The organism is Methylobacterium cerastii (assembly GCF_022179125.1).
Taxonomy (GTDB): Bacteria; Pseudomonadota; Alphaproteobacteria; order Rhizobiales; family Beijerinckiaceae; genus Methylobacterium; species Methylobacterium cerastii.
The window spans coordinates 109,964-130,529 of record NZ_BPQG01000046.1; the positions used below are offsets into that span (position 1 = coordinate 109,964).

The following is a 20,566-nucleotide window of genomic DNA, read 5'->3' on the forward strand; positions in this document are numbered from 1 at the left end:
TCGGATCGAGCGGCCGGGGCTTTTCTTTGCGCCGCCGCGCGGCGACACTAGGCCGACATGAGCGACTTGACCTACGCCATCGGCGACATCCACGGCTGCGCCGACCTGCTCGACGCGCTCCTCGCCCGCATCGAGACCCATGCGGCGGGACGCCCGCATCGCCTCGTCTTCCTCGGCGACTACATCGACCGCGGGCCGGACAGCGCCGGTGTTTTGCGGACGATCAGCCGCCTGCATTGGAGCGATCCCGAGCGGGTCGCCTGCCTGATGGGCAACCACGAGGCGATGCTGCTCTCGGCCCTGACGACGCCCGGCGCCGACGACCTCTGGCTCCGAAACGGCGGCGCCGAGACCCTGGCCTCGTTCGGCGTCGACGAGGCGGCGGCGATCCCCGGCGACGTGCTCGATTGGATCGAGGCGCTGCCGACGATGCATGCGGACGCCGAACGCTGGTACGTCCACGCCGGCTTCCGGCCCGGGACCGACCCGGAGATCTCGGACGCGCAAGACCGCCTCTGGATCCGAGAGCCCTTCCTCTCCGAAGATTGCGATTTCGGCCGGCATGTCGTCCACGGCCACACGCCGCAACACTCCGGCACGCCCGATCGCCGCCGCTTCCGCACCAATCTCGACACCGCCGCCGTCTACGGCGCCGCGCTGACGGCGGGCGTCTTTTCGGACGTACAGGGGCCGGCCGTGGAGTTCCTGCAGGTGCGGGCGGGCTAAAAGTCTACCGCGTCGCCACGACCCGCGCCGGATTGCCGACCACCGTCGCGCCGGCAGGCACGTCCCGCGTCACCACCGCGCCGGCGCCGATGACCGCGTCGTCGCCGACGGTGACGCCGGGCAGGATCAGGGCGGCGCCGCCGATCCAGACGTTGGCGCCGATCGCGATCGGGCGCCCGAATTCGAGGCCCGATCGGCGAGTCTCGGCATCGCGCGGGTGGTCGGCAGTCAGGATCTGAACGCCGGGACCGACCTGTGTGCCGTCCCCGATCGTCACCGCGACCACGTCGAGGACGATGCAGCCGAAATTCAGGAACACGTCGGCGCCGAGCGTGATGTTGTAGCCGTAGTCGCAATGGAACGGCGGCCGGACGACGACCCCTGCCCCGACGCCGCCGAAATGCTCCATCAGCAGTACGCGCCGCTCCGCAGGCGATGCGGCCAGCGCTGCGTTGTAGCGCACGAGCCATGCCTTGTTGGCCGCCGCATCTGCCTGAAGCTCGAGATCGCCCGCGCGGTACAACTCGCCCGCGATCATCTTCTGCTTCTCGGATTTCGGCATCGTGCCTCGCAGTCCGAATGGGTGTTTCGATCGACCCGGCACGGGTCCGCCGGCCACGCGACCGTTTTAACGCCTGACGGGCAGGAACGCCGCGACGGCCGCCGACGCCCAGCCCAGCATCAGCAGGATGCCGCCCGACGGCGCGGCCATCGGAAACAGCGGCCGCTGCGCCAGCGCGCGAATCGCCAGGTCGCCGGAGAACAGCGCGAGGCCGAGCACGAGCGCGAAGGCGGCGATCCGCGTGGCCACGGCATGGGTCGCGCCGACGGCGGCGAGGCCGGCAAGGGCCAGGATGGCGGGGGCGTGGAACAACAGGAACTGCGCTGCGGTCTTCAGGCTGTCGGCGCCGGGGATGTGGGCGGCGGCGGCGCTGGCCGCGACGCCGAGGCCGCCGGCGAGGCAGGCCAGGGCGACGAGGGTGCGGTCAGCCATCGTCGTCGGCATTACGCTCCGCGCTCGGCCATCAGCCGGGCGACGGCGGCCCGAAGCTCGGGCACGCCGCGGTCGTCGCGGCTCGAGGTCAGCAGGATCTGCGGGTAGGCCGCCGGGCGCCGGGCGAGCGCAGCCTGGATGCCGGCGATCCGCGCGTCGATTTCGGACTTCTTCAGGGCGTCGCCCTTCGTCAGCACGATCTGGTAGCTCACTGCAGCCTTGTCGAGCCCGTCGAGCACGTCGGTGTCGATGCCCTTCAGCCCGTGGCGGGAATCGATCAGCATGAAGACCCGCGCAAGGTTGGCGCGGCCCTTAAGGTAGGCGTGGATCAGGTCGGTCCAAGCTTCGACCTTCTCCTTGCCGACCGCGGCGTAGCCATAGCCCGGCATATCGACCAGCGTCAGCCGTTCGCCGATCCGGAAGAAGTTGAGCTGCTGGGTCCGCCCCGGCGTGTGCGAGGTGCGCGCGAGCGTGTTGCGCCCAGTGAGCGCGTTGACGAGGCTCGACTTGCCGACGTTCGAACGGCCGGCGAAGGCAATCTCGACGCCGTCCATAGCCGGCAACGTGCCGAGTGAGGGCGCCGCGGCGACGAAGTCGGCGGCGCCTGCGAACAGCAGGCGCCCGCTCTCGGCGAGCGCCGCGTCCTCTTGCTCCTGCTGTGTCACGTCAGCTCTTCGCAGGCGCGGTCTTGCTGCCGCGCTTGAACGTGTTCCGCAGGTTGTCCCACAGCTCCACCTTCACACCGTTGCGGCGCATGATGACGTATTGCTGCGTCACCGAGAGTGTGTTGTTCCAAGCCCAGTAGATCACAAGTCCGGCCGGGAAAGAGCCGAGCATGAACGTGAAGACGATCGGCATGAATGTAAAGATCTGCGCCTGCACTGGATCCGGCGGGGCGGGGTTCATCTTCATCTGCACGAACATCGTCACACCCATGATGATCGGCCAGATGCCGAGGTGGACGAAGTCGGGCGCCGCGAACGGCAGCAGGCCGAACAGGTTGACGATGCTGGTCGGATCGGGCGCGGCCAGGTCTTGGATCCAGCCGAAGAACGGCGCGTGGCGCATCTCGATGGTGATGAACAGCACCTTGTACAGCGCGAAGAAAACCGGGATCTGCACCAGCACCGGCCAGCAGCCGGCGACGGGATTGATCTTCTCTTTCTTATACAACTCCATCATCGCTTGTTGCTGCTTCATCTTATCGTCTTTGTACCGCTCCCGGATGGAGGTCATCTCGGGCTGCACGGCCTTCATCTTGGCCATGGAGACGTAGGAGCGGTTGGCGATCGGCAGGAACAAGAGCTTGAGGCAGAAGGTCACGATCAGGATCGCGACGCCGAAGTTGCCGAGGAGGTGGAAGAAGAAGTCCAGCGCCCGGAACATCGGCTTGGTGATGAAGTGGAACCAGCCCCAGTCGATCATCAGGTCGAACTGCTTGATGCCGAGGTTCTTCTCGTAGCCGTTGATCGTGTTGACCTCCTTGGCGCCGGCGAACAGGCGCTGGGTGGTCGAGGCGGTGGCGCCGGGTTCGACGCTGCGGCCGTCGCCGCGCACGCTGGCCTGGTAGATCTTGGTCGCGCCGTCGGTGCGCTCGGTGAACGCGCCGGTGTAGGCCGCGCCCTGGTCGGGGATCGCGGCGGCGGCCCAGTACTTGTCGGTGATGCCGACGAAGCCGCCGGTGACGTTCGCCCACGCCTTGCCCTTGGTGTTGGCACCGCCGTAGGCGGGCTCCTTGGCGAGGTGGTCGTAGGTGTATTCCTGCAGGCCGTCGCCGCCGAGCACGCCGATCATGCCCTCATGGAGCACGTAGTAGCCCTGGGTGTGCGGCTTACCCCAGCGCGAGACCAGGCTGTAGGGAAAGAGCGTGACCGCGTTCGCACCCTTGTTCTCGACCTCGTCGCGGACCGTGAACATGTACTTGTCGTCGACGGCGAGGATGCGCTTGAACACGAGGCCGGCGCCGTTGTCCCACGACAGCGTCACCGGCATGTTCACGCCCAGCGTCTGCCCGTCGGCGGTCCACACCGTGTCGTTGGTCGGCAGCGGGCCCGCGTTGGCGCCGACCCAGCCGAACTCGGCGTAGTACGGCGCCTCGGTGCCTGCCGGCGACAGCAGGACGATCTCGGGGCTCTTGTCGTCGACGGTCTCGTGGTAGTTCTTCAGCGAGATGTCGTCGATGCGGCCGCCCTTGAGGGCGACCGAGCCGGCGAGCGCCGGGGTCTCGATCTTGATGCGCGGCGAGCGGGCGAGCGCCTCGGTGCGGCCGATCGGGCCGGTGGCCGCGTTGGGCAGGGTGCCGGCCACCGGGGCGGCCGGGCCGCCCTCCTTCGGGCTGGGCGACGGCACGCCGTCAGGCGTCACGCCCGGGCTCTGCTGGGCGGCCTGGTTCTGCAGGTTGGCCTGGCGCTGCTGCTCGACGCGCGGCGCGGCGACGAAGTAGTTCCACCCGAGCAGCACCACCAGCGACAGGGCGATGGCCACGAACATGTTCGTCTTGTCATTGCCCATCGGGGCCACCGTCGCACGCGTTCGAGGTTGCTGAGGGCGCACGGGCTGGTGCCGCAGCGCGATCGGAAGGTCGGGACGTCGGAGGACCCTTGCCGCGGCCCTTCGCGGCGCCGGGCTTGGGCGGGCGCGGCGGACGGGGATGCGCGTTCGGCCCGCGGGGCTTGGCCACCGCGGGGATCGCCCGGCGCAGGTCGTCCTTGAGGGTGTCGAACGCGGCGTCGATCGCCGGACGGCGGGCGATCAGCACGACGTCGGCCGGGACCGCACCGAGCTCGGGGCCGAGTTCGGCGACCGCGGCGCGGAGGCGCCGGCGGATGCGGTTGCGCTCGGTGGCATGGCCGACCCGCTTGGTGATCGTGAAGCCGAGATGGAGGCCGGCGATCGATTCGCCGTCCCGGACCTCGCCCGCGTCGCGCACGCGACCCTGCGCCGTCAGGCGCTCGGTGTGGAAGCGGCGCCCGTCGGCCGCCGCCAGGAAGTCGGGCCGCCGCCTCAGACGTGTCACCGTCGGCGGGTTCGCCTCGGGCGCGAGGGTGGCAGGCGAGTCCGTTACGGGCATGGGAAGCTCGGCCTCGCTCACGCCTCGGGCACCATCCGCGCCGCGAAGGGCGGCGCGACGGTCACGCTCAGGCCGAGAGCTTCTTGCGGCCGTGCGCGCGACGGCGGGCGATGACCTTGCGGCCGCCGGCGGTGGCCATGCGGGCGCGGAAGCCGTGACGGCGCTTACGGACGAGACGGCTCGGCTGGTAGGTTCTTTTCATGGCTCTGCAAGCCTCCAAAGGTCGAGGCGCGTTCGCGGGCGGCTATCGCCGCACCCGACCTTCACGCGTCTTTAAAGTGTGAATGCACATGCGGACGGCGCCCGAACGGAGCGCCATCGCGACTGCGCGGCTTATGGCGGATGGGATTTACCGAGTCAACGTTTCGGCGGGCTTCCCAATGCCCGACGCGCGCCTCAGTGCCCCTCGAACTCCATCAGGGTCCGTACGGGCACGTCGAGGTCGCGCAGCTTCTGCGCGCCGCCGATCTCGGGCAGGTCGATCACGAAGCAGGCCGCGACCACCTCGGCGCCGATCTGGCGCAGCAGGTTGACCGCGGCGGTGGCGGTGCCGCCGGTGGCGATCAGGTCGTCCACGAGGAGCACCCGGTCGCCGGGCTTGATCGCGTCGACGTGGATCTCGAGCTCGTCGGTGCCGTATTCGAGGGTGTAGGCGATCGAGACGGTCTTGTGGGGCAGCTTGCCCTTCTTGCGTACCGGCACGAAGCCCGCCGAGAGCTGGTGCGCGACCGCGCCGCCGAGGATGAAGCCGCGGGCCTCGATGCCCGCGACCTGATCGATCCGTCCGCCCGCGTAGGGGTGCACCAGGGCGTCCACCGCCCGGCGGAAGGCGCGCGGGTCGCTGAGCAGCGTGGTGATGTCCCGGAACACGATGCCGGGCTTCGGATAGTCGGGAATCGAGCGGATCGAATCCTTCAGGGCGATGTGGCGGCGTTCCATGCCGGGCGGGCCTTCCTCGTGATGATCGGCGGCTTAGAGCAGATGGCGCGGAATCTGGCCAGTTCGCGGCTCAGCCGTTGACCTTGCGCAGGATGGCGACGAGCTCGCGGTGCAGGCCCTCGTTGCCGCAGGCCACCGATTTCGCGGCGAGCGGCTCCGAGGCGCCGTCGGCGGAGGTGACGAAACCGCCGGCCTCGCGCACCAGGATGATGCCGGCGGCGATGTCCCAGGTCTGCAGGTCGCGCTCCCAGTACAGGTCGAGCCGGCCGCAGGCGACGTAGGCGAGGTCGAGGGCCGCCGACCCCATCCGCCGCGTGCCGCCGGAGACCGCCATCACCGCGGCGACCTCGCGCAGCAGGCGGGGATGGTTGCCGCGCCCGAGATAGGGCGTGCCGTAGGCGGTGAGCGCGTCGGCCATGTCGACCCGGCCCGAGACGCGCAGGCGCCGGTTGTTGAGGTAGGCGCCCTTGCCGCGCTCGGCGACGAACAGCTCGTCCTTGACGGGATCGTAGATCACGCCCGCGACCACCTGGCCCTCGCGCTCGAGCCCGACCGAGATCGCGAAGTGCGGGATGCCGTGCAGGAAGTTCGAGGTGCCGTCGAGGGGGTCGACGTGCCAGACGTGGCTCCTGTCGGTGCCCTCGACGACGCCGGACTCCTCCAGCACCATGCCGTAGCCCGGCCGCGCCTTGGTCAGGGCGTCGCGCAGGGTCTCCTCGGCCTTGCGGTCGGCCGCCGAGACGAAATCGCCGGGGCCCTTTCGCGAGACCTGCAGGTTCTCGATCTCGCCGTAGTCGCGCCGCAGCCCCTTCGAGGCCTTGCGCACGGCGTCGACCATCACGGTCATCAAGGGTGAGGAGATCATGTCGAGGGCCTTGAGCGTTCGCGCGTCGTTGGACGCCGCGTTAAACGCTCTGGGGCGTGGAATCGACCCCCGGAACCGGGATGGCAGGCATCCCCGCCGGTCGCGGAGCCGATCACGCCGAACGCCGGCTGCGGTTCTGCCGCGATGTGGTCGGACGGCGCAGGTAGTAAAACTCCAAGTAGAAATTCTATCGAGCGTTGCAGTCATATCATCATTGCGAAAAACAATTGATCATCGCAATTTTTATAAAGTCGGTTGTTAACTTTGGTCGATCACAACGCTTGGGAGATACCAGGGGGTCGGCCGGATCATGAGAAATACAGCGCTTTCACGCTGCCTGAGCGTTCTCGCTTCGGCGGCGTTGATCGCCTGCGCCACGGTCGCGCAGGGCCAGAGTCTGGAGTCCGCCAAGGCCGCCTACAAGCGGCCGGATCTGATCCCGTTTCCGGAAGAAGCGCGGTATTCGCCGCAGACGGCGACCCTCGGCAAGATGCTGTTCTTCGATCCGCGCCTGAGCGGCAAGCAGAACCTCTCCTGCGCCAGCTGCCACAATCCGTCGTTCGGGTTCGAGGTCCCGGTCGCCGGTGCGATCGGTGCGACCAACAAGCCCCTCGGGCGCAAGGCGCCCACCGTCCTGAACGCCGCCTGGATTCCGACCCTGTTCTGGGACGGCCGCGCCCCGAACCTGGAAACCCAGGCGATGGGTCCGATCACCGCCGAAGGCGAGATGGACGGGAAGTTCGCGGAGATCATCGGCCGCCTGAACAAGATTCCCGAATACAGCGCCTGGTTCGGCAAGCTGTTTCCCAAGGACGGCGTCACCCAGGACAACATCCTGACCGCGATCGCGACCTACGAGCGGACGGTCGTGGCCGGCACGGCGCCGTTCGATCGCTGGGTCGAGGGCGAAGAGAGCGCGATCTCGCCGGCCGCGCAACGCGGATTCGACCTGTTCACGGGCAAGGCCGCGTGCGCCGGTTGCCACACGGGCTGGAACTTCACCGACAACAAGTTCCACGACATCGGCATCCCGACCAAGGATGTCGGCCGTGCCGCCTTCGAGCCCGACGACCCGCAGGCGATGCACGCGTTCAAGACGCCGGGCCTGCGCAACCTGACCTACCGCGCCCCCTTCGGCCACGCCGGACAATTCGCCGACCTCGAAGCCGTCCTCGCCTTCTACGAGACGGGCGGCGTCTCACGCCCTTCGAAGTCGCCGCTGATGCGGCCGTTGCGGCTGGAAGCGCAGGAGCGGGCGGACCTTCTCGCGTTCCTGCGCACGCTGACGGCGGAGCAGACCCGGACCGCCCTGCCGAACCTCCCGAACTGACGCGACGACGGAACGCCCACCATGTCGATCCGCTACAAGATCCTTCTTCCGCTCCTCGGCTTCATGATGCTGGCGGGCCTCCTGTCCGGTGTCACCGGGCTGGTCGGACTGGATGCCGTGGGCGACCTTTCGCGGGTCGCCGAGCGCACGAACGAAGCGAACGCGGCGAGCCGCGCGGCGCGCGACCGCTTCCACGGTGCCGACGAGCTGGTCGCGCGGGTGACCGCGATGACCGACCTGATCGACATGACGGTGGTCGCCGCCGACTTCACGGCCAAGGGCGACCAGCTCTCGGCCTTGCTCGGGCGGCTCGAAGCGGCCGCGTCGTCGGACCGGATGCGAGCCGTCTCCCACGCGGCCGGGACCGCGGCGACCGCCTGGCGCAGCGATGCGGAGATCCTGCTCGGCCTCCGCCCAGCGCAGGGCGTTCCCACCACGGAACGGATGACGCGCCATCGCCGGCTTTTGACGGAGGCCTTCGACGCCGCCGTGGCCCTGGCCGCCGAGGATGCGCAGGCCGGGATCGCGGCGACCCATCGCGCCACGGTATGGACGATCTGGGCGATGCTCGGGCTCGTCGGCGCCCTCACCCTGGTCGGGGTGACGACGGCCTGGTGGCTCGCCCGGAGCCTGTCGCAGCCCCTGATCCGGCTGACGGCCGACACGGACCGCCTCGCGCGGGGCGACACGAACGTGAAGCTGCTGGCGGCCGCCCGCCGGGACGAGATCGGCGACATCGCCCGGGCGGTGGTGAAGATCCGCGACATGTCGCTGGAGGACGCGGCCCGGCAGCTCGAGACCACCGCGGCGGAACGCCTGCGCGAAGAGGCTGCGCGGCGCGCCATGCTCCACGAACTCGCCGACGGGTTCGAGCGGACCGTCGGGAACATCGTCGCCCGCGTCTCCGATACCGTGGACGGGCTGCAGGCCTCCTCCGATACGATGCGCACCGAAGTGGAGGGAACCGCCCTGTGCTCGACCCGCGCTGCGGGCGCGGCCCGCGACACCGGCGGCAACGTCGACGCCGCGGTGAACGCGGCCGGCACGATCGGCGCGACGATGGGCGAGATCGGCCGGCAGGTCGATCAGGCGACGGCGATGTCGGCCACCGCCGTGCAGGCCGCATCCCGCACCGAATCCACCATGGCGGCGCTCGACCGCGCGGCGAACCGGATCGGCGACGTGATCGGCCTCGTCTCGACCATCGCGCGGCAGACGAACCTGCTGGCGCTCAACGCCACCATCGAGGCCGCCCGCGCAGGCGAGGCCGGCCGCGGCTTCGCCGTCGTGGCCGCAGAGGTCAAGGAACTCGCATCCCAGACCTCCAACGCCACGGCCGAGATCGACCGGCAGGTCGCCGCGATCCAGGCGGCGACCGGAGACGCCGCCGGGGCGATCCAGGACATCGCCGCCCAGATCCAGGCCATGAACGGCGTGGCGACGAGCATCGCCCACGCCGTGCAGGAGCAGAGTGCCGCCACGCAGGCGATCGTGCGCAGCATGGCCGAAGCCTCGGCCGGCACCGACCAGGTGACGAACGACATCGCCGAGGTCGTCCACTCGGCGGACGGCGCGGGACAGGCGGCGCAATCGGTCGCGGCCGCGGCCGACGCGCTCGCCGGCCAATCCGGCATGCTGCGCGCGGAAGTCCGCCAGTTTCTCGCCGACGTGCGCGCCGCCTGAATCGAGAACGGCGATGTGCTTGCGCGCATCGCCGTCCTCGACCGGTCGCATGCCGGGCATCGAAATGATGCGGCACCGGGCCACCCCGCCGTCGTCGCGGGGCGCCCGATGTGCCTGGAGACGCCTCAGCCGGCCATCGCCGCCTTGAGGTTCTCGTCGACCTTGTCGAGGAAGCCGGTGGTGGAGAGCCACTTCTGCTCCGGCCCGACCAGGAGGGCGAGGTCCTTGGTCATGAAGCCGGCCTCGACGGTGTCGACGCAGACGGTCTCGATCGTGGTCGCGAACTTCGCCAGCTCCGCGTTGCCGTCGAGCTTGGCCCGGTGGGCGAGGCCGCGGGTCCAGGCGAAGATCGAGGCGATCGAGTTGGTCGAGGTCTCCTTGCCCTTCTGGTGCTCGCGGTAGTGGCGCGTCACCGTGCCGTGGGCGGCCTCGGCCTCAACGGTCTGGCCGTCCGGGGTCATCAGCACCGAGGTCATCAGGCCGAGCGAGCCGAAGCCCTGCGCCGCCGTGTCCGACTGAACGTCGCCGTCGTAGTTCTTGCAGGCCCAGACGTAGCCGCCCGACCACTTGAGGCACGAGGCGACCATGTCGTCGATCAGGCGGTGCTCGTAGGTGATGCCGAGCGCCTGGAACTTGCCCTTGAACTCGGCGTCGAACACCTCCTGGAACAGATCCTTGAAGCGCCCGTCATAGGCCTTGAGGATGGTGTTCTTGGTGGACAGGTAGACCGGATACTTGCGCGCCAGCCCGTAGTTCAGCGAGGCGCGGGCGAAGTCGCGGATCGACTCGTCGAGGTTGTACATCGACATCGCGACGCCGGCCGCGGGGAACTTGAACACTTCCTTCTCGATGACGGTGCCGTCGTCGCCCTCGAACTTGATGGTCAGGCGGCCCTTGCCCGGCACCTTGAAGTCGGTGGCGCGGTACTGGTCGCCGTAGGCGTGGCGGCCGATGACGAAGGGCTGCGTCCAGCCCGGCACGAGGCGGGGCACGTTCTTACAGATGATCGGCTCGCGGAAGATCACGCCGCCGAGGATGTTGCGGATCGTGCCGTTGGGCGAGCGCCACATCTCCTTGAGCTTGAACTCCTCGACGCGTTGCTCGTCGGGGGTGATCGTGGCGCACTTCACGCCGACGCCGTGGCGCTTGATCGCCTCGGCCGCGTCGACCGTGACCTTGTCGTTCGTGGCGTCGCGATGCTCGACGCCGAGGTCGTAATAGTCGAGGTCCAGGTCGAGATAGGGGTGGATCAGCTTGTTCTTGATCTCGGACCAGATGATTCGCGTCATCTCGTCGCCGTCGAGCTCGACGACGGGCTTCGCCACCTTGATCTTGTCCATGAGCCACTGCCTTCCGTAGAAATCCGGGCGGACCCCATGCAAATGCCGTGCGGCCGCGGGGCGGGTCATAGCGCGGGCCTTTCCCGGACGAAAGCCGGGGGCGCGGACAGGCCGCCGGGGCTGTCATGCGCGCCGGGCCGTGCGGCGCGAGGGGTGGACATCCGGCGCTCCGGCTGAAATCAGCGCGCATCCATCGAGCGTCAGGAGCAACCATGAGCGAGCGCATCATCCTGCGGGCCGGCGAGGCGCTGGTCGCCGGCGGGCCCCCGAACACGGCTGCCGAGCCCGAGGTGATCATCGGCGAGCTCGACGGGCCGGTGGGCACCGCTCTCGCCACGCTGACCGGCGACCAGGTCGTCGGCCATTCCCGCGTCTTCGCCCTGCTGAACACCGACATCATGGTGCGCCCGGTGACGCTGTGCGTCTCCAAGGTCAGCGTCACGGAATCGAAGTACACCTCGATCCTGATGGGCACGGTGCAGTTCGCCATCGCCAACGGCGTGCTCGACGCGGTCCGCGCCGGCTACATCCCCAAGGACAAGGCCAACGACCTCGGCATCATCTGCTCGGTCTGGCTCAGCCCGGGCGTGATCGAGGCCGAGACCGTAAATCACAAGGCGCTGTTCGACATCCAGCGTCGCGGGATGACGGAAGCGATCCGCAAGGCGATGACCAACGAGCCCTCGATCGACTGGCTCCTCGAGAACCAGGACAAGATCGTGCACAAGTATTATCAGATGGGTCTCGACGGGAAGATCTGAGCGCCGCAAACGATGGCCTCCGTCCGCTCGGAGGCCCTTCCGCACGGCGGACGTCCGTGCGAGAGGCCCGCGCATGAGCGTCCCCGTCGTCATCCTCGTCGAACCGCAGTTGGCCGAGAACATCGGCATGACCGCCCGCGCGATGGCGAATTTCGGGCTGTCGGAGCTGCGGCTCGTCGCGCCGCGGAACGGCTGGCCGAAGAAGGGCATGCGCGAGGCCGCCTCCGGCGCGACGCACGTGCTCGACGCGGCAAAGGTCTACGCGACGCTCCCCGAGGCCGTCGCCGACCTGAACGTCCTGTTCGCGACGACCGCGCGGGAGCGCGGGCAGATGAAGCGCGTCCTGCTGCCCGACGTCGCCATGGCGGAGGCGAACGTGCGGATCGCGAATTCCGACAAGGTGGGCGTGATGTTCGGGCGCGAGCGCATCGGGCTCTTGAACGACGAGGTCTCGCTGGCCGACGCCATCGTCACCTTCCCCGTGAGCGAGGAATTTCCCTCGCTCAACCTCGCGCAGGCGGTTCTGCTGGTGGGATACGAGTGGCGCCGCGCGGCGGGGCTGGCCCAGGCCCCCTTCACCGGCGAGATTCGCGCGCAGCAGGCGACCCGCGAGGCGCTGCTCTCGCTGTTCGAGACCCTGGAGGCGACGCTCGCCCGCGCCGGCTTCTATCCGCCGGAAAAGCGCGAGAGCATCGCCCGCAACATGCGCGACCGGCTCCACCGCATGAGCCTGACCGAGCAGGACGTGCGCACCTTTCGCGGTGCGCTGAAGGCGCTGGAACGCGGTGCCCGGCGCCGGCCGGACGGGGCTGCCTAGTGGTGAAAACCTGACGGATGGAACCCACCCCGAACGTCTGCGATGGGTGGGTTTCTGCCCGTCCGCTTTGCGCCAAAGTTCGAGGTAAGCTGCCGAGCGAACCGTTCGGAGGGATCATGAAAACCGACTGGAGTTTGATCCGTGAAATGATGAGCGCAGCCATCGATACATGCGAACGGATCGAGGCTTGCGGCTACTCCGAAAATGATCGAGACGCGAGCGCTGTCCTGGCCGGGCAAGATGTGAGCGTCTATGAAATGCTCGTCAGCGCGTGGACTTATCCCGAAAACATTCGGTATAAAATCATCCGCTCACGCCATGACAATTAGAACGATCTTCCGTACGTCCCAGAGGCGGCACGTATCTTGATCGCGATGGCGCAAGCCAGCGCTGAACTCATCGATGCTAATGTTTCTGCCACAAGAGAAGCGGATGTTCGCAGGATGATTGATTGGTTTCAAAACAAAGCTGCGCTAAAAGTTGAAGAAGCGATCTTCAACAAGCGAGTGATTTGACGTTTCGATGTACGCTTCTGGATAGTTTCTGAGCGGTGAAATTTGGCTGCCATGGGTCGGGAGCGGACCCAAAGCATGGGTTCCATCCGTCAGACTTCGACCACTAGAGCCTTTTCCAGCACGGTCGATCCCGGCTCGCGTCGAGACGATGCGACCCCACGACGAGATGGAGCGTTTTCCGTGATCCGCAGATCAGGGATGACGCCCTAGCCGCGATCGGCGGGCTTGCGCGCCGTCACGGCGCGGGTCGATTGCGCGGCGAGGCTGCGCAACGAGGCGAGGTTGGCGGCGACCTCCGCCGGCGGCAGGTCGCGCCGCAGGATCGCCTCGGCCTCGTCGAAGCGGCCCTTCAGGCCGAGCACCAGCGCGAGGTTGCCGCGCACCCGTGCATCCGCGCCAGGCCGCGAGACCGCGACGCGCATCGTCTCCTCCGCCCGGTCGAGCTGGCGCGCCAGGGCGTAGGACAGGCCGAGATTGGACAGCACCGAGGGCTCGTCCGGCCGGATCTTCAGGGCGGCGTCGTAGAAACCCTGCGCGCGGGCGTGGTCGCCGAGCTGGTCGGCGACGGAGCCCTGCGCCGACAGGATGCGCCAATCCGGCTGGGCCGGGGAATGGGCGTTCTGCAGCACCTCCTGCGCCTCCTGCAGCCGCCCGACCTCCACCAGGGACTTGCCGTAGGCGCCGAGCACCGCCGTGTTGCGCGGGTTGCGAAGCGCCGCCTGCTGCAGCACCGCGCTCGCCTGGGCGCGCTGGTCGCTGGCCCGTAGCGCCTGCGCGTAGCGCATCGCGGTGCCGAGGTCGTTGGGGTTGGCCGCATAGGATTCCGCGAGCGCCTCGGTCTGCCCGGCCGAGGGGCGCGCGCCGTTGATCGAGCCGGTGGTCTCCGGCGAGCGCGACTGGCAGCCCGCGGCCACGAGGGTGACTAGGCAGGCGGCGATCAGCCGGGGTGCCGAGTTCCGTGCGAACGTGGCCGCAACCGGCCGGGAGGCCGCGATCATGGAATGCTCCGTCGAGGTCGGGCGGGTTCTTCCCGCACCCGACGGGACGGTGATAGAGCGTTAACCCTAACCCAGGGTTAAACGCCCCGGCCGGCTGGGACCGCATGACCGACACCGCACCGTCCATCCCTCCGTTGTTGCCGGCCGGTACTCCCGGCATCCCGGTCACGCTCGTCGCCAAGGCCGGCTGGCCGGCGACCGAGGCGGGGCTGGAGGCGTCGCAGAGGACCTATGCGGCGGCGACCGGCTTCACCGCGAAAGCCGGCCAGCTCGCGCTTCTGCCGGCCGCCGACGGCAGCCTCGCCCGCGTCCTGTTCGGCCTCGGCGCGACGGACGAGGCCGGCCACGACCGGCTGTCGGCCGGCAAGCTCCCCGGCCTGCTCCCGCCCGGCGCCTACGCGCTGGCGCAGGTCGCGGGCGATGCCGCCGCCAAGGCCGCGCTCGCCTGGCTGCTCGGCGCCTACCGCTTCTCGCGTTATCGCTCCGCCGGGCCGGAGCAACCGCGCCTCGTCGCGCCCGACGGCGTCGACGCCGGCGAGGTCGGTCGCATCGCCGCCGCGGTCGCCCTCGGGCGCGACCTCGTCAACACGCCCGCCAACGACCTCGGCCCGGCCGAGATCGAGGCGGCGGCGCGGGCGTTGGCCGGGCGCCATGGCGCTACGGTGTCCGTGATCGCCGGCGCCGAGCTCGAACGCGACTTCCCGCTGGTCCACGCGGTCGGCGCCGCCTCGACCCGCCAGCCCCGTCTCATCGACCTGAACTGGGGGCCGGAAGACGCACCGCGCGTGACCCTCGTCGGCAAGGGCGTCGCCTTCGACACCGGCGGCCTCGACATCAAGCCGTCGGCCGGCATGCTGCTGATGAAGAAGGACATGGGCGGCGCGGCCGCGGCGCTGGCCGCCGCCGACATGGCGATGGGCGCCGGCTTGCGCCTGCGGCTGCGCCTGCTCATCCCGGCGGTGGAGAACGCGATCTCCGGCGAGGCTTTCCGCCCCGGCGACGTGATCCGCAGCCGCGCCGGGCTCACCGTCGAGATCGGCAACACCGACGCGGAGGGCCGCCTGATCCTCGCCGACGCGCTGGCGCTGGCCGACGCCGAGGCGCCCGACCTGTTGATCGACTTCGCGACGCTCACCGGCGCCGCCCGCACGGCGCTCGGTCCCGACCTGCCGGCCTACTTCACCGAGGACGACGCGCTCGCCGCCGCGTTCGAGGCGGCGGGCCGGGCCGCGATCGACCCGGTCTGGCGCCTGCCGCTGCACGCGCCCTATGCGAGCCTCCTCGCCTCGAAGGTCGCCGACCTTAACAACGTCTCGGGCGGCCCCTTCGCCGGGGCGATCACCGCCGCCCTGTTCTTGCGCCGCTTCGCCCCGAACACGAAGCGCCACGTGCACGTCGACCTCTACGGCTGGAACCCCTCGACCAAGCCCGGTCGCCCGGAAGGCGGTGAGGTGCAGTCCGCGCGGCTGGTCTACGCGCTGCTGAAGGAGCGCTACCCGGCGTGACGGCGGGCTTGGGCCGAACCCAGGCGACGCGCGGCCGGCATCGTCCCGTCGGACACCCGGCACCGATGACGATCACAGATCCTGCGCCGCCGGGCGGCGGGACCCGGAGGAGGCCCCGCCATGCCCACTGAACCGATCAAGGGACCGGCCTCGTACTTCCCGTCCATCGAGAAAAAATACGGGCGCCCGGTGAGCGCGTGGCAGCAGATCGTGCGGGACAAGCTTCCGGCCAAGCACATGGATCTGGTCGCGATGCTGAAGAGCGATCACGGCTTCGGTCACGGGCACGCCAACGCGATCGTGGCGTCCGTCCTGGCGGCGGAGAAGACCTGAACGCCCTCACCCCGCCAGCGGCAACCCTGTCTCGATCAGCCGCGCCCAGAGCGAGGCCCCGAGCGGGGCGGCTGCGTCGCAGAAGTCGTAACGCGGGTGGTGCAGCGCGGCGCTGTCGCCGTTGCCGAGGAACAGGTAGGCGCCGGGGCGGCGGCCGAGCATGTAGGAGAAGTCTTCCGCCGCCATCATCGGCGCCACGGCGCGGTCGACCCCGCCCTCCCCGACGAGGCCCGCGGCGACGTCGGCCATGAAGGCGGCCTCCGCGGGGTGGTTCTCCGTCACCGGATAGCTCGATCCGAAGTCGACGCCGCCGACGGCGCCGAAGCCGGCCGAGACCTGCTCGACGATGGCCACGATCCGCGCCTTCGTCGCCGCGCGCACCTTGGTGGAGAGCGCGCGCATGGTGCCGCGCATCGTGACCGTCTGCGGCAGGACGTTGAAGGCCTCGCCCGCCTCGAGGGCGCAGACCGAGACCACCGCCGATTGCAGCGGGTCGATGTTGCGCGAGACGATCGATTGCAGCGCGATCACCACGTGGCTCGCCACCAGCACGCTGTCGATCGCGTTCTGCGGGAGGGCGGCGTGGCCGCCGCGCCCTTCGATCGTCAGGGTGAAGCGGTCGGTCGAGGCCATGATCGGGCCGGGACGGATGGCGAACCGCCCGAGCGCGAGACCGGGGATGTTGTGCATGCCGTAGACCGCATCGATGCCGAAGCGCTCCATCAGGCCGTCCTCGACCATCGCCTCGCCGCCGCCGCCGCCCTCCTCCGCCGGCTGGAAGATCAGCACCGCCGTGCCGTCGAAGGCGCGGGTGGCGGCGAGGTACTTGGCGGCGCCGAGCAGCATCGCGGTGTGCCCGTCATGGCCGCAGGCGTGCATCTTGCCCGGCACGGTCGAGCGGTAGGGAAGGTCGCGCACCTCCTGGATCGGCAGGGCGTCCATGTCGGCCCGCAGGCCCAGGGTGCGGATGCGGTTCGCGCCGTTTCCCGTTCCCCGCCCGCGGACGACCCCGACCACGCCGGTCCGGCCGATGCCGGTGACGACCTCGTCGCAGCCGAAGGCTTCGAGCTTGCCCGCCACGAAGGCGGCGGTGCGCGTCACGTCGTAGAGCAGCTCGGGATGGGCGTGCAGGTCGTGCCGCCACGCCGCCATCTCGTCGGCGAAGGCGTCGATCTCCGGCAGGCTGCCGGTGGATCGATGCGCGGCATCCGCCTCCTGGCCGGAGGTGTCGCCGGCAGACGGAGCGTCGGTGGAGAAGTGGTGCAGCGCCATGGATCGGGAGGCCTTCAGCTCCGGTCGTCGCGGCCGGCTCGTCTCCCCAGCAAACAGGGGGCCAAGGTCCCGGTCAACGCGCGATCCGGGCCGCGCCGCCTCAGCGGCGGCCGGAACCGCCGTCGTTGTGCGCACGCGTCTGCGCCGCGAGCGCCGCGTCGAGCTTCCGCATCGCCTCGAAGCGCGCGATGTCGGCCTCGACGTCGCGGATCGTCTCCTCGATGAGGTGCTGCTGGATCGCGAGCCGCGGATCGTCCGGGCTCATGTCCTCGCGCTGCCGCAGCCGCAGCACCGCCTGCCGCACCACGCCGTAGACCGCCTCGCGCTCGGCCCGGTTCATGGAGGGCTTGATCGCCTGGGCGACGAGATCGGAGAAGTCCGCCATGCGCGTGAGATCGGGTCCGTTGAAGGCGAGGTCGGGTGAGTCGGTCGAGCGGGGCGCCCGGTCAGATCCGCTGGTCCCTGATCCCGCCGACGATGAGCGACACCGAGCTCCACAGAACGACGAAGCAGAAGAACAGCACCGCGAGCTGGTGCCAGCGCTTCGGATAGAGCGAATCCGTCGGGATCATCGGCGGCACGAAGGCGGTGAGGAAGATGTGCTGCTTGCCGGCCGAGACGCGGGCCTTGTCGAGGATCGTGTTGGCCATCTCGTTCAGCTTCTCGGCGATGGTGCGTTCGACCATCAGGCCCTCGTATTCGAGCAGCGCGTTGGTCATGGTCGCGCCGCCAGCGGAGCCGCCGTCGGTGGTGAGCTGGTCCTGCAGCCCCTTCATCTGGCTGTCGATCGCGGCCACCGTGGCGGCGAGCACCTGGATCGAGCGCGACTTCTCGTCGAGGTTCGATCCACGCAGCACCTGGAGGTCGTTCTCGGCCTTCAGCTTGTCCTTGCGCAGGGTCATCATCGTCGTCAGCGTGCTCTCCGCCGACTTGATCGGATCGATGATGCCCCAGTGGTTGCGGTAGCGCTGGATGTCGAGGGTCGCCTTGCGCAGCCGCTCCTCGGAGGCGACCGAATCGACCTCGGCCTGCTTGACCATGTCGGCCTGCGCCCGCCGCGAGATCTCGTTGATCAGCACCTCGGAGCGCGCGATCACGTCCTTGGCGATCGCCAGGGCGTCCTCCGGCGTGAAGGCGCGCACCGACAGCTGGATCACGCCCGAGATCGCGTCGATCCGCGCGAGGACGTGCTCCTGCCAGTACTTGGTCAGTTCCTCGATCGGCTGCGGCGCACGGTATCGCGCCCAGAAATCGGCTTCCTTGCGCGAGAACATCCGCGACACGCCGAGGCTCTTCTCGACGGCGTCGACCATGGCTTGGCTGTTGATGAAGTCCCGGACGATGTAGCTGTCCTGGCTGTTGTGCTTCTGAATCAGGCTCGTGTACTCGCCGAGCGAGACGTTCTCCATCGGCTCGACGTTGCCGCGCACGGCGAACTGCGCCTCGGCGATGTACTGGTCCGACGCGATCGCGAACAGGTAGAACGCGACCAACGCCGTCGGCAGCAGGACGAACAGGCTGAATCGCTGCACCAGCCGGGCGACGTAGCTCTTGGGCTCGGCGTCGGCCGGGCGCAGGCCGGGCAGGCGCGTCCAGGCGAGGCTCTCGCGGGTGCGCTGCACCAGGGAGCGCCGCTCCGGCGCGCGGACCGGCTCGATCGTCTCCGCGCCGCGGCGAAGCTCGGTCACCGAGCGCTGCGCGACCTGCAGCAGGCCGCGGAGTCGATCGCCTTGCCTGACCTCGTCGACGCTCATCCGTTCCGGTTTCCTGCGCTTTGTCCGTTCGGCCGTGCTGTGTCGGGCAGCTTTTCCGAGCCTTCGGGGAAGCCGCTCGCCCACGATCGGAACGATGCCGCAATCCCGTTCTTTTCGGCCCTTTTTAAGGCGTCGGGCCTGCCGTGCCCTGGGCGGGTTCGGGCGAATCCGCGCGGTTGCGCGCCGCGCCGCCTCGTCCTACCCGATAGGCGATGAAACCGGACCCCGCCGACCGCACGCCGCCCCCAACCGTCCGCACCGCGAAGGCGAAGTTTTCGGAGGTCGTCGCCGTCTGCACCAAATGCGCCAAGCGCCAGGGCTTGTCCAAGCGCGCGATCCGCGACCGGGTGAAGGCCGGCCTGAAGCAGGGCGGCTCCGGGGCGAAGCTGCGGGTGGTCGAGACCGGGTGCCTCGGCCCCTGCCCGAAGCGCCTGGTCGCCGTCGCCACCGGAGCCAGCGTCGCGGCCGGACGGATCCTGCTGATCGATCCGACGGCGTCGCCGGACGCGATCGTCGCCCTGCTGCTGCCCCCGCGCGCAAACCTGGGTCAAGACGAGCGCGACGACGCCCGCGACGCGGCCGCGTGAGCGCGCCGGAACCTCTTCGCGCGGGCCGGCCCGCGCTCGCTCGGGCGCTCCTGCGGCGCCTGCCGCTCGTCGGCACCGTGCTCGGCCTCGGGCTCGCGATCTGGCTCGTCGCCACCAACGATCTCGGCGCCGTCGCCGACGCCTTCGGCCGGATCGGCATCTTCGGCCTCGCCGGCGTCGTGACGATGCGGGCGGCGATCGTGCTGCTCTGCGCGCTGGCGTGGCAGCGCATCCTCGATCGCCTGTCGCCGGCGGGCTTCGGCGCCTTCGCCACCCTGCGGTTCGTGCGCGAGGGCATCAACGTGCTGCTGCCCGTCGCCTCCGTCGGCGGCGACGTGGTCGGCGGCCGGCTGTTGACCTTCTGGGGCGTGGCCGGCCCGCTCGCCGCGGCCTCGATCCTCGCCGACATGCTGTTCCAGGTCGGCACCCAGGCTCTGTTCGCGCTGCTCGGCGCCGGCCTGCTGATGCAGGTCCAGGGCGAGCCGGCGGCCGAACTCGCGAGCTGGGTCTTCAGGGCGCTCGCGGTCGCCGGCCTCGTGCTGGCCGCCTTCTTCGCCTTCCAGCGCACCGGCGCGGCGCGCTTCGTCGAGGCCCGCCTCGGGGCGCTCTCGCGCCGATTCGTGCGCGAGGCCGAGCCGGCGCGCAGCGCGGGCGGCAGCGTGCAGGATGCCCTCGACGCGGTCTGGGGCCGCGGCCGGCGGGCACGGCTGCTGCAATCGATCCTGCTGCACGCGCTCGCCTGGACGCTGGGCGCCGCCGAGATCGCGATCGTGCTCGCCTGCATCGGCGTCGAGGGCGTCACGCTCTCCGAGGTTCTGGTGATCGAGGCCCTGAGCCAGGCGATCAAGTCGGCGGCCTTCCCGATCCCGAGCGGGCTCGGCGTGCAGGAAGGCGGGTTCGTGCTCGTCGGCGCCCTGTTCGGGATCGATCCGGGCACCGCCATCGCCCTGTCCCTCGCCAAGCGCGTGCCCGACATTGTGCTCGGCCTGCCCGCGCTGATCGTGTGGCAGAACCTCGAGGCGCGCCGCGGCGCCGTGCGCGCCGAGACGCCATGACCCCGCAAGAGACGCCATGAGC

24 protein-coding genes are annotated in these 20,566 nt (G+C 69.6%); 11 read left to right on the forward strand and 13 right to left on the reverse strand.

The annotated features are described in order from the left end of the window. Positions 1-57: 57 nt before the first annotated feature. Entirely contained in the window at positions 58-726 is a 669-nt protein-coding gene (locus MFF13_RS15365) for a metallophosphoesterase family protein (RefSeq protein ID WP_147828255.1), read from the forward strand. Between the two features lie 4 nt (positions 727-730). On the opposite strand, the gene MFF13_RS15370 is transcribed toward MFF13_RS15365, so the two are convergent. From MFF13_RS15370 to MFF13_RS15405, 8 genes are all read right to left on the reverse strand, one after another. Further along, on the reverse strand, positions 731-1,288 hold the full coding sequence (locus MFF13_RS15370) for a sugar O-acetyltransferase (protein WP_238272478.1): 558 nt from the start codon (positions 1,286-1,288) through the stop codon (positions 731-733). 66 nt (positions 1,289-1,354) lie between these two features. Then, a complete protein-coding gene (locus tag MFF13_RS15375) occupies positions 1,355-1,720 on the reverse strand; it encodes a DUF423 domain-containing protein (RefSeq protein ID WP_373322552.1) in 366 nt (121 codons plus the stop codon). A gap of 11 nt (positions 1,721-1,731) precedes the next feature. Continuing rightward, positions 1,732-2,385 (reverse strand): ribosome biogenesis GTP-binding protein YihA/YsxC, encoded by a 654-nt coding sequence (gene yihA / locus MFF13_RS15380; RefSeq protein ID WP_147750177.1) that lies wholly within the window; start codon positions 2,383-2,385, stop codon positions 1,732-1,734. Position 2,386: 1 nt separating this feature from the next. Then, positions 2,387-4,231: a membrane protein insertase YidC gene (gene yidC, locus MFF13_RS15385; protein WP_147828258.1), complete on the reverse strand. Its 1,845-nt coding sequence runs from the start codon at positions 4,229-4,231 to the stop codon at positions 2,387-2,389. Then, the gene (gene rnpA / locus MFF13_RS15390; RefSeq protein ID WP_238272479.1) at positions 4,221-4,790 is read right to left on the reverse strand and encodes a ribonuclease P protein component; all 570 of its coding nucleotides are present in this window, start codon (positions 4,788-4,790) and stop codon (positions 4,221-4,223) included. The genes yidC and rnpA overlap by 11 nt, the downstream gene beginning before the upstream one ends. 67 nt (positions 4,791-4,857) lie before the next feature. Next, positions 4,858-4,992, reverse strand: coding sequence for a 50S ribosomal protein L34 (gene rpmH / locus MFF13_RS15395; protein ID WP_082643292.1), 135 nt, complete (start codon positions 4,990-4,992; stop codon positions 4,858-4,860). 194 nt (positions 4,993-5,186) lie between these two features. Then, positions 5,187-5,729, reverse strand: coding sequence for an adenine phosphoribosyltransferase (locus MFF13_RS15400; RefSeq protein WP_147750174.1), 543 nt, complete (start codon positions 5,727-5,729; stop codon positions 5,187-5,189). 70 nt (positions 5,730-5,799) lie between these two features. Beyond that, positions 5,800-6,594: an inositol monophosphatase family protein gene (locus MFF13_RS15405; protein ID WP_147763208.1), complete on the reverse strand. Its 795-nt coding sequence runs from the start codon at positions 6,592-6,594 to the stop codon at positions 5,800-5,802. 310 nt (positions 6,595-6,904) lie between these two features. Between MFF13_RS15405 and MFF13_RS15410 the strand changes: the two genes are divergently transcribed. Both MFF13_RS15410 and MFF13_RS15415 read left to right on the forward strand, forming a co-directional pair. After that, positions 6,905-7,924: a cytochrome-c peroxidase gene (locus MFF13_RS15410; protein WP_147828260.1), complete on the forward strand. Its 1,020-nt coding sequence runs from the start codon at positions 6,905-6,907 to the stop codon at positions 7,922-7,924. Positions 7,925-7,945: 21 nt separating this feature from the next. Further along, positions 7,946-9,607: a methyl-accepting chemotaxis protein gene (locus MFF13_RS15415; protein WP_238272480.1), complete on the forward strand. Its 1,662-nt coding sequence runs from the start codon at positions 7,946-7,948 to the stop codon at positions 9,605-9,607. A gap of 125 nt (positions 9,608-9,732) precedes the next feature. On the opposite strand, the gene MFF13_RS15420 is transcribed toward MFF13_RS15415, so the two are convergent. Further along, positions 9,733-10,947 (reverse strand): NADP-dependent isocitrate dehydrogenase, encoded by a 1,215-nt coding sequence (locus MFF13_RS15420; RefSeq protein WP_147814903.1) that lies wholly within the window; start codon positions 10,945-10,947, stop codon positions 9,733-9,735. A 212-nt stretch (positions 10,948-11,159) separates the two neighbouring features. On the opposite strand from MFF13_RS15420, the gene MFF13_RS15425 reads away from it, so the two are divergent. The 4 genes from MFF13_RS15425 (at position 11,160) to MFF13_RS15440 (ending at position 13,040) form a co-directional block, all read left to right on the forward strand. Further along, positions 11,160-11,708, forward strand: coding sequence for a formaldehyde-activating enzyme (locus tag MFF13_RS15425; protein WP_238272481.1), 549 nt, complete (start codon positions 11,160-11,162; stop codon positions 11,706-11,708). A 73-nt stretch (positions 11,709-11,781) separates the two neighbouring features. Next, positions 11,782-12,525, forward strand: a complete 744-nt coding sequence (locus MFF13_RS15430) for an RNA methyltransferase (RefSeq protein ID WP_238272482.1) — start codon at positions 11,782-11,784, stop codon at positions 12,523-12,525. A gap of 116 nt (positions 12,526-12,641) precedes the next feature. Further along, on the forward strand, positions 12,642-12,854 hold the full coding sequence (locus tag MFF13_RS15435) for a hypothetical protein (RefSeq protein WP_238272483.1): 213 nt from the start codon (positions 12,642-12,644) through the stop codon (positions 12,852-12,854). Positions 12,855-12,890: 36 nt separating this feature from the next. Continuing rightward, positions 12,891-13,040 carry a hypothetical protein gene (locus tag MFF13_RS15440; RefSeq protein ID WP_238272484.1) on the forward strand — a complete coding sequence of 50 codons (150 nt, stop codon included), beginning with the start codon at positions 12,891-12,893 and terminating at the stop codon, positions 13,038-13,040. Positions 13,041-13,246: 206 nt separating this feature from the next. On the opposite strand, the gene MFF13_RS15445 is transcribed toward MFF13_RS15440, so the two are convergent. Next, positions 13,247-14,038 (reverse strand): tetratricopeptide repeat protein, encoded by a 792-nt coding sequence (locus tag MFF13_RS15445; RefSeq protein ID WP_147828263.1) that lies wholly within the window; start codon positions 14,036-14,038, stop codon positions 13,247-13,249. Between the two features lie 104 nt (positions 14,039-14,142). On the opposite strand from MFF13_RS15445, the gene MFF13_RS15450 reads away from it, so the two are divergent. Continuing rightward, complete coding sequence (locus tag MFF13_RS15450) at positions 14,143-15,543, forward strand: leucyl aminopeptidase family protein (protein WP_238272485.1); 1,401 nt, start codon at positions 14,143-14,145, stop codon at positions 15,541-15,543. A 120-nt stretch (positions 15,544-15,663) separates the two neighbouring features. Further along, complete coding sequence (locus MFF13_RS15455; protein ID WP_147828265.1) at positions 15,664-15,876, forward strand: DUF4287 domain-containing protein; 213 nt, start codon at positions 15,664-15,666, stop codon at positions 15,874-15,876. Between the two features lie 6 nt (positions 15,877-15,882). On the opposite strand, the gene MFF13_RS15460 is transcribed toward MFF13_RS15455, so the two are convergent. The 3 genes from MFF13_RS15460 to MFF13_RS15470 all read right to left on the reverse strand — a co-directional run bounded on the left by MFF13_RS15460 (position 15,883) and on the right by MFF13_RS15470 (position 18,902). Then, a complete protein-coding gene (locus MFF13_RS15460) occupies positions 15,883-17,058 on the reverse strand; it encodes a M20 aminoacylase family protein (protein WP_238272492.1) in 1,176 nt (391 codons plus the stop codon). A gap of 190 nt (positions 17,059-17,248) precedes the next feature. Then, positions 17,249-17,533, reverse strand: a complete 285-nt coding sequence (locus MFF13_RS15465; RefSeq protein ID WP_147750165.1) for a hypothetical protein — start codon at positions 17,531-17,533, stop codon at positions 17,249-17,251. Positions 17,534-17,594: 61 nt separating this feature from the next. Next, on the reverse strand, positions 17,595-18,902 hold the full coding sequence (locus tag MFF13_RS15470) for a KpsE/RkpR family capsule polysaccharide export protein (protein ID WP_147828266.1): 1,308 nt from the start codon (positions 18,900-18,902) through the stop codon (positions 17,595-17,597). A 212-nt stretch (positions 18,903-19,114) separates the two neighbouring features. Between MFF13_RS15470 and MFF13_RS15475 the strand changes: the two genes are divergently transcribed. Both MFF13_RS15475 and MFF13_RS15480 read left to right on the forward strand, forming a co-directional pair. After that, complete coding sequence (locus tag MFF13_RS15475) at positions 19,115-19,489, forward strand: (2Fe-2S) ferredoxin domain-containing protein (protein ID WP_187273584.1); 375 nt, start codon at positions 19,115-19,117, stop codon at positions 19,487-19,489. Beyond that, positions 19,486-20,544: a lysylphosphatidylglycerol synthase domain-containing protein gene (locus MFF13_RS15480; RefSeq protein ID WP_238272486.1), complete on the forward strand. Its 1,059-nt coding sequence runs from the start codon at positions 19,486-19,488 to the stop codon at positions 20,542-20,544. Before MFF13_RS15475 ends, MFF13_RS15480 begins: the two co-directional genes overlap by 4 nt. The last annotated feature ends 22 nt before the right edge of the window (positions 20,545-20,566 follow it).

Bases quoted from the DNA above. Each gene is read 5' to 3' on its own strand.
- rpmH (WP_082643292.1), bottom strand. From the start codon at position 4,992: ATGAAAAGAACCTACCAGCCGAGCCGTCTCGTCCGTAAGCGCCGTCAC.
- MFF13_RS15370 (WP_238272478.1), bottom strand. From the start codon at position 1,288: ATGCCGAAATCCGAGAAGCAGAAGATGATCGCGGGCGAGTTGTACCGC.
- MFF13_RS15450 (WP_238272485.1), top strand. From the start codon at position 14,143: ATGACCGACACCGCACCGTCCATCCCTCCGTTGTTGCCGGCCGGTACT.
- MFF13_RS15435 (WP_238272483.1), top strand. From the start codon at position 12,642: ATGAAAACCGACTGGAGTTTGATCCGTGAAATGATGAGCGCAGCCATC.
- MFF13_RS15475 (WP_187273584.1), top strand. From the start codon at position 19,115: ATGAAACCGGACCCCGCCGACCGCACGCCGCCCCCAACCGTCCGCACC.
- MFF13_RS15405 (WP_147763208.1), bottom strand. From the start codon at position 6,594: ATGATCTCCTCACCCTTGATGACCGTGATGGTCGACGCCGTGCGCAAG.
- MFF13_RS15410 (WP_147828260.1), top strand. From the start codon at position 6,905: ATGAGAAATACAGCGCTTTCACGCTGCCTGAGCGTTCTCGCTTCGGCG.
- yidC (WP_147828258.1), bottom strand. From the start codon at position 4,231: ATGGGCAATGACAAGACGAACATGTTCGTGGCCATCGCCCTGTCGCTG.
- MFF13_RS15415 (WP_238272480.1), top strand. From the start codon at position 7,946: ATGTCGATCCGCTACAAGATCCTTCTTCCGCTCCTCGGCTTCATGATG.
- MFF13_RS15420 (WP_147814903.1), bottom strand. From the start codon at position 10,947: ATGGACAAGATCAAGGTGGCGAAGCCCGTCGTCGAGCTCGACGGCGAC.
- MFF13_RS15430 (WP_238272482.1), top strand. From the start codon at position 11,782: ATGAGCGTCCCCGTCGTCATCCTCGTCGAACCGCAGTTGGCCGAGAAC.
- MFF13_RS15400 (WP_147750174.1), bottom strand. From the start codon at position 5,729: ATGGAACGCCGCCACATCGCCCTGAAGGATTCGATCCGCTCGATTCCC.
- MFF13_RS15375 (WP_373322552.1), bottom strand. From the start codon at position 1,720: ATGGCTGACCGCACCCTCGTCGCCCTGGCCTGCCTCGCCGGCGGCCTC.
- rnpA (WP_238272479.1), bottom strand. From the start codon at position 4,790: ATGCCCGTAACGGACTCGCCTGCCACCCTCGCGCCCGAGGCGAACCCG.
- MFF13_RS15365 (WP_147828255.1), top strand. From the start codon at position 58: ATGAGCGACTTGACCTACGCCATCGGCGACATCCACGGCTGCGCCGAC.
- MFF13_RS15445 (WP_147828263.1), bottom strand. From the start codon at position 14,038: ATGATCGCGGCCTCCCGGCCGGTTGCGGCCACGTTCGCACGGAACTCG.
- MFF13_RS15470 (WP_147828266.1), bottom strand. From the start codon at position 18,902: ATGAGCGTCGACGAGGTCAGGCAAGGCGATCGACTCCGCGGCCTGCTG.
- MFF13_RS15465 (WP_147750165.1), bottom strand. From the start codon at position 17,533: ATGGCGGACTTCTCCGATCTCGTCGCCCAGGCGATCAAGCCCTCCATG.
- MFF13_RS15425 (WP_238272481.1), top strand. From the start codon at position 11,160: ATGAGCGAGCGCATCATCCTGCGGGCCGGCGAGGCGCTGGTCGCCGGC.
- MFF13_RS15455 (WP_147828265.1), top strand. From the start codon at position 15,664: ATGCCCACTGAACCGATCAAGGGACCGGCCTCGTACTTCCCGTCCATC.